11 protein-coding genes and 1 pseudogene are annotated in these 16309 nt (G+C 40.5%); 6 read left to right on the top strand and 6 right to left on the bottom strand.

Annotated features, from left to right (window positions below):
- The first annotated feature begins 7 nt into the window (after positions 1–7).
- The 4 genes from BUA16_RS01355 to BUA16_RS01340 all read left to right on the top strand — a co-directional run bounded on the left by BUA16_RS01355 (position 8) and on the right by BUA16_RS01340 (position 3055).
- Positions 8–460 carry an Lrp/AsnC family transcriptional regulator gene (locus tag BUA16_RS01355; protein WP_072762855.1) on the top strand — a complete coding sequence of 151 codons (453 nt, stop codon included), beginning with the start codon at positions 8–10 and terminating at the stop codon, positions 458–460.
- 98 nt (positions 461–558) lie between these two features.
- Positions 559–1722 (top strand): lactonase family protein, encoded by a 1164-nt coding sequence (locus BUA16_RS01350; RefSeq protein WP_072762854.1) that lies wholly within the window; start codon positions 559–561, stop codon positions 1720–1722.
- A gap of 64 nt (positions 1723–1786) precedes the next feature.
- Positions 1787–2281: a YqiA/YcfP family alpha/beta fold hydrolase gene (locus BUA16_RS01345; protein WP_072762853.1), complete on the top strand. Its 495-nt coding sequence runs from the start codon at positions 1787–1789 to the stop codon at positions 2279–2281.
- 168 nt (positions 2282–2449) lie between these two features.
- Positions 2450–3055, top strand: coding sequence for a Crp/Fnr family transcriptional regulator (locus tag BUA16_RS01340; protein ID WP_072762852.1), 606 nt, complete (start codon positions 2450–2452; stop codon positions 3053–3055).
- Positions 3056–3269: 214 nt separating this feature from the next.
- On the opposite strand, the gene BUA16_RS01335 is transcribed toward BUA16_RS01340, so the two are convergent.
- Together BUA16_RS01335 and BUA16_RS01330 are read right to left on the bottom strand one after the other, a co-directional pair.
- On the bottom strand, positions 3270–3788 hold the full coding sequence (locus BUA16_RS01335) for a hypothetical protein (RefSeq protein WP_143150425.1): 519 nt from the start codon (positions 3786–3788) through the stop codon (positions 3270–3272).
- A gap of 52 nt (positions 3789–3840) precedes the next feature.
- On the bottom strand, positions 3841–6465 hold the full coding sequence (locus BUA16_RS01330; RefSeq protein WP_072762850.1) for an MGH1-like glycoside hydrolase domain-containing protein: 2625 nt from the start codon (positions 6463–6465) through the stop codon (positions 3841–3843).
- 422 nt (positions 6466–6887) lie between these two features.
- Between BUA16_RS01330 and BUA16_RS01325 the strand changes: the two genes are divergently transcribed.
- Together BUA16_RS01325 and BUA16_RS01320 are read left to right on the top strand one after the other, a co-directional pair.
- Positions 6888–7316: a hypothetical protein gene (locus tag BUA16_RS01325; protein WP_072762849.1), complete on the top strand. Its 429-nt coding sequence runs from the start codon at positions 6888–6890 to the stop codon at positions 7314–7316.
- Between the two features lie 265 nt (positions 7317–7581).
- On the top strand, positions 7582–8928 hold the full coding sequence (locus BUA16_RS01320) for a Gfo/Idh/MocA family protein (RefSeq protein WP_072762848.1): 1347 nt from the start codon (positions 7582–7584) through the stop codon (positions 8926–8928).
- 193 nt (positions 8929–9121) lie between these two features.
- Here BUA16_RS01320 and BUA16_RS01315 read toward each other — a convergent pair whose 3' ends face one another.
- From BUA16_RS01315 to BUA16_RS18325, 4 genes and pseudogenes are all read right to left on the bottom strand, one after another.
- Positions 9122–10492, bottom strand: coding sequence for a Gfo/Idh/MocA family protein (locus BUA16_RS01315; RefSeq protein WP_072762847.1), 1371 nt, complete (start codon positions 10490–10492; stop codon positions 9122–9124).
- Positions 10493–11103: 611 nt separating this feature from the next.
- Complete coding sequence (locus BUA16_RS01310) at positions 11104–12735, bottom strand: RagB/SusD family nutrient uptake outer membrane protein (protein WP_218616747.1); 1632 nt, start codon at positions 12733–12735, stop codon at positions 11104–11106.
- Between the two features lie 89 nt (positions 12736–12824).
- Positions 12825–15836 carry a SusC/RagA family TonB-linked outer membrane protein gene (locus BUA16_RS01305; RefSeq protein ID WP_072762845.1) on the bottom strand — a complete coding sequence of 1004 codons (3012 nt, stop codon included), beginning with the start codon at positions 15834–15836 and terminating at the stop codon, positions 12825–12827.
- A gap of 38 nt (positions 15837–15874) precedes the next feature.
- Positions 15875–16309 (bottom strand): annotated as a pseudogene (locus BUA16_RS18325) (gfo/Idh/MocA family oxidoreductase); the annotation flags it as partial.

Raw genomic sequence — 16309 nt, 5'->3', positions numbered from 1 at the left:
TTCTGCCATGGACGACATAGACAAAAAAATATTAATGCTTTTGCAGCGCAATGCGAAACAGAATACCAAAGAAATAGCGGAGAAAGTGGGCTTAACGGTATCGCCTACTTTTGAAAGGATAAAAAAACTGGAACAACAAGGATTCATTAAAGGCTATGTAGCCCTGTTGGATGGTTCTAAGGTGGGAAAATCTATTGTAGTATACAGTCAAATTTCCTTGTCCGTACATTCTAGGGAATTAATAGATGATTTTAAAACCAATATTGCCAATCTTCCAGAAATTTTGGGATGTCACCATGTTTCTGGGAACTATGACTTTTTGTTGAAGGTCGCTGTAAGGGATATGAACGAATACCAACAATTTGTGGTCGATAAGCTTTCTGTCATAAAAGGAATAAGTAATGTACAAAGTTCTTTTGTGATGGAGGAAATAAAAAATGATACCGCTTATATCTTGTAGTAGACCACGAGAGTGCTTACTAGTCTTGTTGCCCTATATTAACAGTCTTTCTGTACGCTATAATTTGCTATCTTGCCATAAATTATACGCTAGGTCCTATGAAATTATTTATTGTTCCGTGTACTATAGTACTCCTATTATTTTCTATTGGCAGTTGTAAACAAACCAAAAAGGAAAATCAACCAGCTATAGATAGCAGTAGTACTTCGGTTATTAAATCAGATAAGAATATGGAATTATTGGTAGGTACTTATACCCAAGAGGAAAGTCAGGGGATTTATAAGTTAAATTTTAACCCTGTTACCGGGGAATTGTCGGATCCTAGCTTGGTGGTGGAGACTGAAAATCCGTCTTATTTACATATTTCCAAGGACCGTAATAGGGTTTATGCAGTCAATGAAAACAGCCAAGGAGCTATTTCTTCCTTCGGCTGGAATGCCGATAGGACAAAATTGAATCTTATAGGGCAACAGCCTAGTGAGGGGCAGCACCCTTGCTATATTACTCTTAATGAAGATACAAACCTTTTGGCCGCGGCTAATTATTCTTCAGGAAATATAGTGGTGTATAAGGTTTCGAAGGACGGTCGTATAGAGGGAGATTCTCAAGTTAAAACACATGAGGGAAAAGGTCCGGTGATGCCCGATCAGGCATCGGCACGCGCACATTGTGTGCAGTTTGACGCTCATGCGAAATATTTGTATGCCGTAGATTTAGGAATAGATCAGGTATTGGTCTATCCTATCGATGATCAGGGGAATTTGGGAGCTTCACAGGTAGCTTTGGCCTTGGAAAAAGGCGATGGCCCGCGGCACCTTATCTTTCACCCGACCAAGAATTTGGTTTTTTTAGTGAATGAACTTTCCAGTAGTGTAGTTACTGCCAAAGTGAACCCTGAAAACGGAACAATGGTGGTAGTCGATAAAAAGAGTACGTTGCCAACAGGGTATAAGGGGAAAAATGCGTCCGCTGATATACACCTGAGCAGCAACGGAAAATTTTTATACGCCTCTAATCGTGGGCATAACAGTATTGCCGTTTTTAGCGCATCGGAAGATGGAAGCCTTCAGTTGCTAGACAATACTTCGGTAGAAGGAGACTGGCCTCGAAATTTTGTCCTTTCGCCAAATGAGAAGTTTCTATTGGTCGCCAATCAAAATTCAAATAATATAACGGTTTTTAGTGTCGATGCCAAAAATGGACTTCTGGGTTTTACCGGGAATCAGATAGCGCTTTCTAAACCTGTCAGCCTAAATTTTTAGGGGATAGGGAAGCCTCTTTATTTGTTAGTACCCTTACTTATTTCAAATTAATAATGTCAGATATATGAACATTCTTTACATACACGGATTAGAAAGTACCCTTAGTGATGCCAAACGAAATCTTTTGGAGAAGTACGGCAGGGTTGAGGCACCTTTGATGGATTATAAAGAGCATAACCAGATTTTTGATACGCTCTATAACACATATAAAAATGCCGATATAGATCTCGTTATGGGGAGTAGTATGGGTGGTTTTATGGGGTATTATCTGGCAAGGGCATTAAAAGTTCCGGCCTTATTATTTAATCCGGCCCTGACATACAGGTCCGTAGTACAGGAGATACCGTCTAAATTGGAGCATTGTAATAAATACCTTCAGGTAATTTTAGGATCACAGGATGAGGTGGTCAATCCTATGGATACCATCGCTTTCTTGTCGCAATTGTCCAAGGATGTCCCTTTAAAAATTCATTTGCACCATCAATTGGGCCATAGGATTCCTGAGCCTGTTTTTAAACAAGAAATAGCCGCTTTTTTTGCCAATTATAAGGAATACTAGATAAGATGTAGTGCTTCTAGGAAAGGAGCGTAATGATTCTAAGAGCAAAAATCGTGGTTTTTTTAAGGAATAAAGCGATAGGGGCTTGTGTGGCAAATTCCTTTGTAATACTTTTAGAAAACACAAAATGCATCAATTTGCTACCCCAATAGATAGCTATTCTTGTTTATGACTATAAATAACGATTTCCATAAAAACCTATACATTATAATTTACCTTAATGCCATTGTTCCTCTTTCCCCAGAATTAAAACGATTTTTGGGCGAAAGGATAAAAAAAGTAGGGTATTCAAAAGGAGAGGTGATTAATAGGGAAGGGGAGTATTTTAAGAAACTATGTGTTATTAAGAAAGGCATTGTCCGAGGGTATTTTATGGAGGCTAATTTGGATATCACGACATGGATCAGCCATGACAATGAAATGTTTACATCTATCACAGGTTTTTTCAGAAACAGGCCGGCGAAGGAAAATATCCAGTGTTTAGAAGATATGTATTGTGAGTATTTGGAGTATGACGATTTACAATACTGCATAGATCATTTTCCTGAAATGGCAAGGTTGTACCGTATCATGATAGAGGAATATTACCTGCATGCAGAGCATCGTGCCTTTATCGCTAGGGTACCCAGTGCTCAAAAAAGGTGGCAACTTTATATGGAAAATCACTCCTTGGACGTTATCAATAGAATTCCTAAAAAATATATCGCCTCCTTGTTGGGCATGCGTCCAGAAACCTTGTCCAGAATAATGAGACAAGAAGCAAATGTTTTATAGATTAGGTGCAATTAGGCATATTAACCAATGGTTATAAAGATTTCTTGGGAGCGGGATTTCTGCGTTAGGGACCGCCGCGGCATCCCCGCCGCAACGCAAGGGATATAGCAAAGGGCCCGCCCGACGAAGGAGGGAACGCCCAAATAATAAGGCTACAGTCTATAAGAATAAATCATACTTTAGATTCCCCAGAACTTTTTAAAAACGTCTTTTTTTATGGCCTAGGTTTATAATGCCCGTCAAAAATTTTCTTCCATGTTTTCCCTCCATTCGGGCTCTGTTCCCATTCTTGTCTTACGCTGGCATCGGGTAGCTTTGTCCAAATAATACGATTACAAGGGACCGTGGTTTCACAATCTGACAACAGCATTTTATCCTTGTGAAAGCTACCTTTCAAATGCAACCGCAGGCCGCTATTGTCTACCCAGAATTGTTCCCACCGATCGGTTTGGGGCACGTATATATTAAAGCTTTTACCTTCGTATTGGGAAGATATGGCTGTATACTTTTCTTCTATAGCGCTATGGTTTAGAATTGGAGAAATAGCACTGATGCCAACGATAGTGTCTGTTTCGTATTTATAAACGTTCCAATCCCCGATCCAAAAATCGAACTCGTGATTTTTAGTCGGGTTTTGGGAAAAAAGAAGGTTAGCCATCACCAGAAAAGTAAAAAGACCAAACATTATAATCCTTATGGATGCAAGTCTTTTGGTTTGTTTTCTTCGCATCATTTGTCGTCTTTTTTTTCTAGGCGATGGAATGGGGAATTGCTAAAAATTTAAATTATTTAATTTCCGAAATCAAATTGGTTACCAAGGCTGTCCATCCGGTTTGATGGGAGGCACCTATCCCTCTTCCGTTGTCTCCGTGAAAATACTCATAGAACAAAATATAATCTTGAAAGTGAGCGTCTTGATACGTTTTTTGATGCAAGGCATTAACGGGTCTGTTGCCCTGTTTATCTTTCTCGAAAATGTTGATCAACCGCTTGCTTAGGGCATCGCTTATCTCTTTTAGACTTAAGTGTTTTCCACTGCCGCTAGGATATTCAAAGGTCGTATTGTCACCGGTATAGGAATAGTACTCCCTGATGGCTTGAATAAATAAATAGTTCATGGGGAACCAAATAGGCCCCCTCCAATTAGAATTTCCGCCAAACATGGCAGTAGTAGACTCTGCCGGTTCGTAATTAATACTGTAATTAACCCCGTTAATGACTATGTTATAAGGGGTCTCGTGAATTTTAGACAGGGAGCGAATGCCATAAGGGCTTAAAAACTCCTTTTCGTCCAAGAGGGTTTCCATCAACTTTTTCATCCTATCCTTGGGAACTAGGGATAAGAGAAAATCATTGTCTTCTGTGTAATTTTGAATTACTGGAAATTTAAGGTTCTCCATGCGGTACTTTTTAAACCAAAGCACACTTTCCTTAAATTTAGGCAGGCGCGCCAAGGTCTCTTTTTTAATGCAAAGGACTGCTGCCAAAGAAAGCATTCCGGCAATGGATCGCACCTTAATGGGAATAAACTGTCCTGTGGGCAATACCAATTGGTCATAGAAAAAATCTTCTTGGGCATCCCAGGTACATACATCTCCCAAACACCTAGTATTTAAAGTTTCGGCAATAAAGACAAAATGACCAAAGTATTTGGTGGCCATATCCTCATAGGAATCGTCATCCATGGCGATTTCCAAACTTATTTCTAACATGTTCAGGCAATATAGGGCCATCCAGGAGGTGCCATCAACCTGTTCTAAAATCCCGTTGCCTGGAATTCCGTGACTTCGGTCGAAAACCCCAATATTATCCAAGCCCAAAAATCCACCTTGGAAGACGTTGTGCTGATGACTGTCCAAACGATTCACCCACCAAGTAAAATTAAGGGCAAGCTTATTAAATATCCTTTTTAAGAACTTAATATCGCCACGGCCTGTTTTTTTCTGTTCAATTTTATAGATATTCAAGGCCGCCCAAGCTTGTACAGGAGGGTTCACGTCGCTAAAATTCCATTCATAGGCAGGTATCTGGCCATTAGGGGCCATATACCATTCTTTGGTAAATAATAGCAACTGTTCCTTGGCAAACTCAGGATCTATTAAGGCAAAACTGGTACAGTGAAAAGCAGAGTCCCAAGCAGCATACCATGGGTATTCCCAAGCATCGGGCATCGAAAGGATATCGTGGTTCCTCAGGGTTTTCCATTCACTGTTGCGTCCATGTTGCCGTTCTATAGGAGGAAGGGATAACTTAGAGTCTCCATTTAGCCAGGTTTCCACTTCGTAATTATAATAGTTCTTAGACCATAAAAGTCCGGCAAAAGCTTGTCTTTGAATGTTCGATTCTTCTTCCTTGCAATCGGTGATGGTTTTATAGAATTCGATGCATTCTTTTTCCCTAGCGGTAAAGGTAGCCTCGAAACTACTGTCAAAAGGCGTCTTCTCCGAGTTTCTGGTCAGTCGTAATTTAATTACACGTTGCTCTTTCCCTTTTAATTGTAAATGATACAAAGGGGCAAATTTAGTGCCCTCACTTCTCTTGGTGGCCAAGCTATAATCATTGGAGGTAACGGCTGTATGGAACAAGTCTTTTTTATAAGGATGGTTATTGGGCTGATTGTAAATAACCTCCATATTCGTTTCATTTTCGGTAAACAACAGTTTATCTGCCACCTCAAAATAAAGGTTGTAATTCCCCACATAGTGATGGGTGATGGAAACATAGGTCTGTTCATCTTTTACTTCCTTTTTAATAATGGGTTTTTGGACCTTGTCCTTATAGCTCCAAATATTCCGGATAAACAAGTTAGGGAGCAGATGTAAGGAGGCAGGGGTACTGGCCCTGTTGCACACCGTTATTTTAATAAGGATATCCTCATCATCGGCCTTGGCGTATTCCGTAAATACATCAAAATAAGCATTTTTGTCAAAGATTCCTGTATCTAATAGCTCATACTCCGCCTCATTACGGTTGCGCTCCTTGTTTTTCTGTACCAAGGTCGCATACGGAAATTCGTTTTGAGGATATTTATATAGGTGCTTCATATAGGAATGGGTAGGTGTATTTTCTAGGTAGTAATACAGCTCCTTTACATCTTCTCCATGGTTTCCTTGAGGCCCGGTTAAACCAAATAAGCGTTCCTTTAAAATAGCATCCTTTCCGTTCCATAAGGCAAGGCCAAAACATATGTTTCCAAAATTGTCCGATAGTCCTGCTATCCCATCTTCTCCCCATCTATAGGCGCGGCTACGGGCATGTTCGTGAGGAAAATATTCCCAAGCATTGCCATTAGCGCTATAATCTTCTCTTACGGTCCCCCATTGGCGTTCACTTAAATAAGATCCCCATTTTAACCAATCTTTGGTAGTGGCCTTATTTTCTTCTAAACGTTTCTCTTCTTGCGTATGCATTCTGTTCTTGGTTTGTTGGTCATTGTTGGTGAAATCTTGGGCAATATACCGTTGATAACAGCTGTTTTATCCAATCTAATTTGCCCTTAAAAATACAACTACTTCGGCACATTAATAAATTGTGGCTCATTTATTTAAATAGTCAATCGATGAGGCTTGTAATTAAGCCTTTATATAAATCGAGCGTATTCTATGAAGGGGCAGTGCTTCGTTTATTGCTGAAGAGGGAAACTATAGCTATAGTCGGAAAAAAAAAACAGAATTGGATGGTGATAAAATACTGTTTTTTTATTAAATCACTTATAGTCACTTATTTGTGTAAATAAGTAACAATGAAATGAACATGACCCAAAACTGGTCGCAAATACGAATTCAGCTATTCATATTTCATATGACCTTTTAAAAGCAATAAATATTTACAAATGAAAGCAATGATGTATATATTATTATCGGTTCTGACCATGGTCAGTTCCTATGGTCAGGTAGTTCATAAAGATTCCATTCAAACGACCGAAAGAGGCTCTAGAGATAGTAGTTTTATAGTCCAGTCCCAACAAAATAGGGAGGTAACTAAAAGATTTGATGAGGATGGCAAAATTATCGGGTATGATTCTATCCAAATATATTCACTGACGAAGGACGAAAAGCTTCCCATTACTATGGATATTAACAGCCTGTTGAATGCCAAGTGGGGGCAAAAATTAACTATTCTTGGAAGATGGATGATCGAGGTTTTCAAGATTTTTTTGGTACGGATTCTATTTTTTCGGGAAATAAGTTGTTACAGGAATTCTTTAAGCAGCAGGGGAAGGATCATTTTTTGGGCTTTGAAAGTTTACTCCAACAAATAGATTCGCTTCAGCAATGAAATGATGGAAAACAGCCAGAACCCGCTATGGTTCCGAGGGGAAATTAGATTAATAGATTTTCATTGGTTTTATGTTATTTGTTTCAATTAGTTAAACAATAACATGTTTTAGAGATAATAAGGGGATTTTTTTGTCTTAAAACTGTCAATTTATGATTTGCAATTGCTTATTATTTTATATATTAACCTCTTATAATTGTAAGAAGAAATATAACCTATCTGAAACTAAGATTGCCAAATTTTAAATTATGAAGAATAATAATCAACCTGAATCCGTAAAGGCGCCTTTAAACAATTCGCGACGGGATTTTTGTAAGAGTAGTGCCCTGGTTACTGGTGCCATGATTTTACCAACCCTTCCTATGGATGCTATGGTGAATGTGGCGAAGGATAAAGTATTAAAAATCGCCTTAATTGGTTGTGGTGGACGTGGTACCGGAGCTGCTAGCCAAGCATTGCGTTCGGATGCCAATGTAGAGTTGGTGGCTATGGCCGATGCTTTTGAAGATAGGCTTCAGGGGAGTTTAATGAATTTAAAAAAGGAGTTCGAGGGAACAAAAAAGATTAATGTAGCCAAAGAACATCAATTTGTTGGATTCGATGGTGCCGAAAAAGCCATGGCGATGGCCGATGTGGTTATTTTGGCTACGCCACCAGGATTTAGGCCACAGCATTTTGAATTTGCCGTCAATGAAGGGAAACACGTGTTCATGGAAAAACCTGTCGCAACCGATGTCCCTGGAGTAAGAAAGGTATTGGCAGCGGCGAAAACGGCAAAAGAAAAGAAGTTGAATGTAGTAGTAGGACTTCAGCGTCATTATCAGGATAGTTATTTGGCTGCCTTTAAAGAGATAAAGGACAATAAAATTGGAAAGATCGTTTCTGGTCAGGTTTACTGGAACAGTGGTGGAGTATGGGTACGGGAAAGACAGCCCGGACAATCGGAACTAGAATACCAAATGAGGAACTGGTATTATTTTAATTGGTTATGTGGCGATCATATTCTAGAACAGCATATCCATAATATAGATGTAGCGAATTGGTTTTTGGGCGAGTATCCTATATCTGCACAAGGAATGGGAGGTAGGCAAATAAGAAACGGTAAGGATCATGGCGAAATTTTTGACCATCATTTTGTAGAATATACCTATCCAAGTGGAGCCGTAATTTCTAGTCAATGCCGCCATCAACCAGAAACCATGAGTAGGGTAGCCGAAGTGTTTCAAGGAACAAAGGGAAGTATTGAAACCTATGGCGATAATACCTTTATCAAGGACTTGGAGGGAGGCGAGGTTTTTTCACATCGTGGAAAGGACGATCCTAACCCATACCAGGTAGAGCATATAAAGCTTTTTGAAGCCATACGAAATAAAGGACTGATCAGTGATGCCGAGAATGCAGCAAAAAGTACGATGAGTGCCATTTTAGGGAGAATGGCTACCTATTCAGGAAAAGTTATAAAACTGGAAGATGCCATGAAGTCCGAGATTAAATTGGTGCCCGATCAATTAAGTTGGGATTCCCCAGCTCCTGTACAGCCCAATCCGGACGGCACCTATAATATTCCTACCCCAGGAAAAAGTGTTGTTATTTAAACATGGTAAAAAACAAGAAACCCGAACTCTAGGTGTTGTAGCCAAGGTTCGGGTTTTATTTTTGGACGCCGTACAAATTAATATTGATAGCGGTAGTTATAATGCCATTGTTTGGAAGCTAAAAAAAAATAAGGGTACTACTTCTAATATAAAAGTAGCACCCTTATTTAGGTATAGTCTCTTTAAGAAAGTCCTAAAAGGTGTCTTTTATCCAGTTGTAAGGAGCTCTTTTTATCCAGTTTCCTCTTGTAAAATCTGGAAAATCTTGTGGTGCTCCGTTGTTTTCTATAGAGAGTTCAGATAAAGGGGTTACTGCACTCCATGCCGCTGCATCATAGACATCCATTGGCGGGGCGATGTTTTCCTTGGCCGACTCTACAAAGGCATTGATCACAAAGAAATCCATTCCTCCATGTCCAGCACCTTGGGCATGGTTTCCATATTTTTTCCAAAGTGGATGATCGTATTCTTTTAGGTAATTGTCCATATCTTCCCAACCATGACCTTCGGTTTTTCCTTCAATATGGATCCTTTTGGTATGATAGTCAAATTCTGAAATTCCGCTTACTCCTTGTACCCTAAACCCTAAAGAGTAAGGTCTTGGTAAATTACAATCGTGGGTTACGATAATGGTTTCACCTTTGGCTGTTTCAATAGTCGTGGTAATAACATCTCCTTGTTTCCATTTTATTTTGGCGTTAGGATGGTCTGGACCGCCTTCAGGATGGTTCACGATATAATTGTGAAGCCCTAATGGTTTGGAAGCATGAGAGGTAAGGGATACGAATCGGTTTCCACGGTTTATATCGGCCATAACAGCTACAGGGCCTAAACCATGAGTAGGGTATACATCGGCATTTCGCAACAAGGAATGTTGTGTACGCCAATGAGCTTCAGAGAATCCTTTTTCACCAAATTCAACACCACCACCGTAGGGTTGTTTACCGTTGTTGAATTTTACTGCTCTTAGATCGTGCTGATAGCCACATCTAAAATGCGATAGTTCTCCAAAAAGATTTTGCTTAACCATATTAAGTACCGCCAATACATCCTGACGGTAATTTACGTTCTCCAAGATCATTAGGTGAGCACCTGTTTCTTCGTGTACATTTACCAGGTCCCAACATTCTTCCATCGTATTGGCGGCCGATACTTCCAAGCCTGTATATTTCCCGGCGCGCATAGAATCTACTGCCATTTTAGTATGCCATAGCCACGGGGTAGAAATAATTACCGCGTCGACATCTTTTAAAGCCAACATATTTCTGTAGTCCATATCATTTTTGCCAAAAACCTTCGCCTTCTTTTGACCCGCCTTTTCCATGTTCTTTTGGGCAAGGGCAATACGTGCCTTGTCTACATCGCAGATGGCGGTAACATCTACATCATTTCTTTTTATAAGGTTGTTTAGGTGCATTATTCCTCTTTCTCCAATACCTAAGACAGCAACCCTTAATTTTTGTGAATTCTTCCCTAAATTATTCGCCATAGAGAGATTTGGTAACATGGCAATCCCAGCTGAGGTGATCGCTGCTTTTTTAATAAAGTTTCTTCTATTATCCATTGATTCTTGTTTAAATGCAAATTTATTATCAACAAATATGGACTTTGTACGTCACATTTTGGAGGACATATTATGCTATTTAGGGGGTGTTTTTTGTGAACAGACAATATTATAGAAATAATTGCGCTATGGGATAGATTGACGAGTTAATCTTAAAAGGTAGAAAGACTTTAAAGGGTATTTCCCGATGTCTATTAAACGCGGTTGTTAGCTAGGGTGAAATATTCGAGTTATGGATCGTTTTCAGGTCCGATTTCATCTGAGTTTTGCCTTCTTTTCTAAATCTTTCTGATAGGGCGGGATATAAAAGGAGGACGGATAGCTAGTAGCAAGGGTGTTTTTTAGAAATAATTTCTAGGGCTTATTGACTAAATATAAAATCAAAAAAGGCCCCTGTTAAGGAGCCTTTTTATTACTATGGATTTTGTTCCAAAGTGAATTTTAAAAGTACCTGAAAATCAGGTTTAAACTGAAGTATTCCCGATTTTTCCCCTCTAAACTCACTCATACATCGGGTTTGTACCCTTTAGATAACTTTCTGGATATTTTCTATCCCTGATAAAGTCGTTCTCTTATAATTTTTAGGCTGTCCAAAACCTTCTACATCAAAATTATTGTGTCGGATTCTGCGTCAGTGTACCTGGATACGAGTTAATGGCATCTTGTGGAATATAATACACGACACGGAAGTCCGTAGCGGATATATTCTCAAATTGATTGTGAGGCCCCGGATATTCACGTGTTAGCTCTTTTCCATTACGGAATACGTCATAGCTTCGCTCTGCCTGATAGGCAAGTTCTAATTGACGCTCCTTATCAATTCGAATACTAGCGTTGGAAGCATCCAGAGCGTTGTATCCTCCGTTCAGAATAGCACGTTCTCGGATCGTGTTTAGATCTGCCAATGCAGCATCATAATTTCCTAATTTGGCATACGCCTCGGCACGGTTCAGGTAAATTTCACTCAAACGGCTGATAAGCGGAGAATGCAAGTGGGATTCTTCTCCTTCCAACGAAGCCTTTGTAATGTAAAACTGTGGATACGCACGGTTTAGTGTAATGTAGTTGTCTATTACACCTGTATAGGTCTTCCCGTCTTTATATAGGATGGAGTAAATCTCCTGATCGGTATCAACAGGAATGAGCGTATAGGTGTCGTTGCCTTCCTGACAGGTTATGACGGCACCGTTACGGGTGGTCTCTGCCTGTACATAGTTTAAGTTACCGCCCTCTTCCTTGATAAAACGGAACACTTCAGTAAACTCCTCTGTATCAGCATCTTTTGAGTAGGTAGGCTGGATAAAGGCGGAACGTGCATCTACCATATTATAGCTGTTCTCACGCCAGTCATTACGACCGGTTTCGTTTAGTAAATCGATATACTTGGCACTGGCATACATTTCGCCCCAGCCCATGCCGCCTAGATTAGCATACATACCTCCAACACCATAATAGTGGTCGTAGCCTGAAAATTCTGAGGCGACGCGTTTTATGGCAAATATGGTCTCTGCATTATTTTCCGGTACAAAAGTGTTGTACTTCATAAATTGATCTCTTGGTAGCAACGAATACTTTCCGGAATTGATCACTTTGTCCGCATAGTCTACGGAAAGCTGGGCATATTCTGTATTTGGTGATGTATAGGTGCCGCTCATATAGAGGTAAATTCGAGAAAGCATTGCCTGAGCCGCTTCTTTAGAAGCGTAAATAGCATCCTTGTCTATCGTAAGCAATTCTTCTGCTTTCTTTAAATCGCTGATGGCTTGCTCGTAAGATTCTTTGACCGTTGCACGATCCGCAAGCTCCAGATTAATTACATCATCAGGAGTACCATTAACGATAGGTACGCCCAAATTCGTTTCTGGGTTTTGATAGTAAGGACGACCAAAAGCACGAGTCAAATAAAAGTAGAGCATACCACGAACGTAGTAAGATTCGCCTAAATTATTATCTATCTCTACACTTTGTCCCTGGTCAATCATATCAATAATGTTAGAGGCTTGTGCAATCGCTTTATATCCAGAATTCCAAAACTGGGTTAATCGGTAGTTGTTAGGGGTACGAGAATAGGAGATGAATTCGTAGAAAGCATCTGTAGACGATCCGCGGATCATCATATTGTCTCCTGCATATTCACCCATACGGTGCATAGGGTCCGACCACGATTTTAACTGGGCATACATCCCGTTAAGCAATGGTTCGAGAGAAGCATCGGGGTCATTGACAATGGTCTCTGAGTCCATGCTTCCATGAGGATAACGGTCAATATCGCAAGCGGAAAATGCGACCATTGCCAATATGGCTATAAATATTTTTTTCATGTTGTTTCTATTTAAAAGTTTACATTAAGTCCAAGCATAAATTTACTTGTAGCCGGATATACGGCAGGACCTGTAGATCCAAGAATTGCTCCATTGTCATCGACAGGAATTTCAGGATCCACCCCAGAATAATCGGTGATAACGAACAGGTTTTCCCCTGTAAAGGATATTCGTAAGTTGTCAATATTATACTGGCTTAAGTCTAGATTGTAACCCAGCGAAAGTGAACGCAACTTTAAAAAATCACTCTTTTCTAGAAAACGGGTAGAGGTAGCATTTCCCTTATCCTGATTATTGTACCGTGCGATTGGGTGTGTAGCAATATCGCCCGGCTTCTCCCAACGGCTCCAACCTGGTCTTAGTACCATTTGGTTACGGTCTGTATAGGTTCCGTCCGAGTCGTATTCTTGACGTGAATAGTTATAAATCTTACCTCCGATTGCATATCCGAATACAGCACTAAGATCGATTCGATTATAGGATAATGCTGTGGTAAAACCTCCAAATAGATCAGGAGACACTTTTCCGGTTTTTTCAAAAGTAGCTTCCGAGTAATTTGAAGTAGTAGTTCTTGATAGTTCGTTTCCTTCATTGTCCCTATCTACCTTGTACCACATCGGTAATCCGTTTTCGGGATTTACACCAGCCCATTCCTTTAAGTAATAGGTGTCTACTGGGCGTCCTGGTTCCAACATTCGTTGTGCAGAGCCGGCAATTCCCAGTCCATCGCTAACGATAATAGGTCTGACAACATATTCCCCACTGGCATCTTTCGTTTTGTAAAGTTTTGTCAAGTTATTGACGTTATGTCCTAAGTTCACATCTATGCTCCAGGTCAAATCCTCATTGCGGATAATATCACCTCCAACAGCAAGCTCAATCCCCTTGTTCTCCATTTCACCGATATTCTGCCATATGCTAGTGACACCTGTTAGGCCAGTAACGGGAACTTGGTACAGAATATTATCAGTATTTTTTACGTAATAATCGAACGTAAGCCTAGCCCGGTTATTAAGCATTCGGGCGTCTACACCTAGTCCACTGGTGTATGTTTTTTCCCAGGTTAGGTCTTTGTTTCCGATTTGACTGATCAGGGCGCCAGGGTTTCCGTTGTAGCCAGCACCTGTAGAAACGGCATAAAGGTCGTATTGAGGATATAGGGAGCTTGGACGATTTCCTACGGAACCGTAAGCAACGCGAAGTTTCAAAGCATCTACCCAGGCGGCTTTAAACCAGTCTTCACGGTCAATATTCCAACCTCCACTTAGAGAAAAGAAATTACCATATTTGGCATTGTCACCAAAATTCGATGCTCCATCTCTACGGAAAGATACCTGAGCCATGTATTTATTGTCATAGGAATAATTGGCATTGGATAGAACCGACTGAACGGCCCACTCATTAATACCTCCTTTGGTACGTTCTGGTTTAGCGACAACATCTAACACCTCAAAACCTGGAATAAATCCGGTTCCATACACATCTAGAGTCTCACTGTGATAATCGTTAAATTCATAGGCTAGCAAACCGTTAAGGTAGTGCTTACCCCAACCATTATTGAATCTCAAGATCTGGTTGGTATACTGGCGTGTATATTCCGATCTGTAGTCAGTGATTCGTCCACCTACACTTTCCCCTCCATTAGACCGAGGATCGGTATAGCCTTTTGCCTTATAATTATTGTATCGAAGGTTGTTAACAGAAGAAAAGGTCAACCAATCGGTCAATTTGATATCGAAGTCAAGATTCCCCATAAACTCATAGTTCTTATTGGAAGAGTGATTCCACTGAAGGTCGTACAAATAATTAGTGCTGGCACTATTTACCCACTCACTAGAACGGTGGGGTACTAGGTTCCCGTCTTCGTCGTAAGGGCTATCCCATGGAAGGTTGGAATACATAGCCGTTGTAGAGTATTGACGGTCTTCCACCTCGCGGAGTGAACCTACCAGTGAGGGTTTTATCGTCAACCAATCATAAGGTTTGTATTCAGTTTTGAAACGAAAGTTGTAACGAGTATAATCATAACCCTTTACAGCACCTTCTTCGTCGTATAGTCCTATCGACATAAAAGACCGAAGGGTTTCGCTACCTCCTTGTATAGAAACATTATAATTCCGTGTGAAACCACTCTTAGTGGCAACATCCCACCAATCGAAATTACTATTGCGTAGGTCGGAGTTCCAGCGAGGAAACGATATTTGATCTGCATTGGCAAACGAACTGTAAGTATCATACAATTCAGCTCCGTTCATCATTTTAGTGTTTCCGTTGTTAAGCTGGTTGAAACCTAATTTAGTAGAAAAACTTACGGTGGTTTTTCCGACCTTAGCTCTCTTCGTCGTCACTACGATAACTCCGTTAGCTCCCTGAGAACCGTAAATAGAAGTTGAAGCTGCGTCTTTTAGAACCGTTATGGAGTCGATATCATCTGGGTTCAGTTCTCCTGCTCCCGATCCTACTATAACCCCGTCAATTACCCAAAGCGGACTGGTTGTTCCGCTTAAGGTTGCCTGTCCGCGGATAACAACACCTCCTTTGGAACCAGGTTTACCTGATCCAGGGGCGACAAATACGCCAGGAGCCTTTCCGTTTAACATATTTTCAACCGAAGGTGTGGTTACGTTCCTAAGGTCATCGCCTTTAACGGTCTGCAAAGCCCCTGTTAAACTCTCTCTTTTTTGTGTGCTATATCCCACAACGACAACTTCTTCTAGTTGTGCAGCATCTTCTTCTAAGGCAATAGTGTAATTGCTTTCGCTTCCCACTACCATTTCCTTGGTTTTGTATCCTAAATAGCTGATGACAAGCGTTGCATTGGTTGTGGCTTGAATGGTGAAAAGGCCATCGAAATCCGTGGCGGTTCCTGTCGTAGTGTTTTTTATAACAATACTTGCCCCAGGAATGGGATCGTTGGTGGCTGCGTCTACAACCGTACCTGTAATACTCCGTTCTTGTGCTTGTACAGAATACGAGAGCACCAACATAAGAAGGAATAATCCTTTTGTAATTAGTTTTTTCATTGATTTAGTTTGAATTAATATTTAGTTGTGTTTGTAGTTTAATAATTTTCTTTCATCCAATTGTATGGCGCTCTTTTGATCCAGTTTCCTCTGGTGAAATCCGGGAAATCCTGTGGGGCCCCGTTGTTTTCAATAGACAGCTCGGACAATGGGGTCACTGCACTCCATGCCGCCGCGTCATAGGCATCCATCGGGGGTGCTATATTTTCCTTGGCCGATTCTACAAAGGCGTTCATTACAAAAAAATCAATACCGCCATGGCCTGCTTCGGTAGCACCTTTACCGTGCTTCTTCCAAAGTGGGTGGTCGTATTCCTTGATGTATGAATCCATGTCTTCCCAGCCATGTCCTTCGGTTTTTCCTTCGATATGAATCCTTTTGGTATGGTAGTCAAATTCGGAAATTCCGCTTACCCCTTGTACTCTAAAGCCTAAAGAATAAGGTCTTGGCAGGTTACAATCGTGGGTTACGAT

This window comes from Arenibacter nanhaiticus (genome assembly GCF_900141935.1).
GTDB lineage: Bacteria > Bacteroidota > Bacteroidia > Flavobacteriales > Flavobacteriaceae > Arenibacter > Arenibacter nanhaiticus.
Note: the sequence above shows the minus strand (reverse complement) of the source record. Positions and strands in the feature narration are given on the sequence as shown.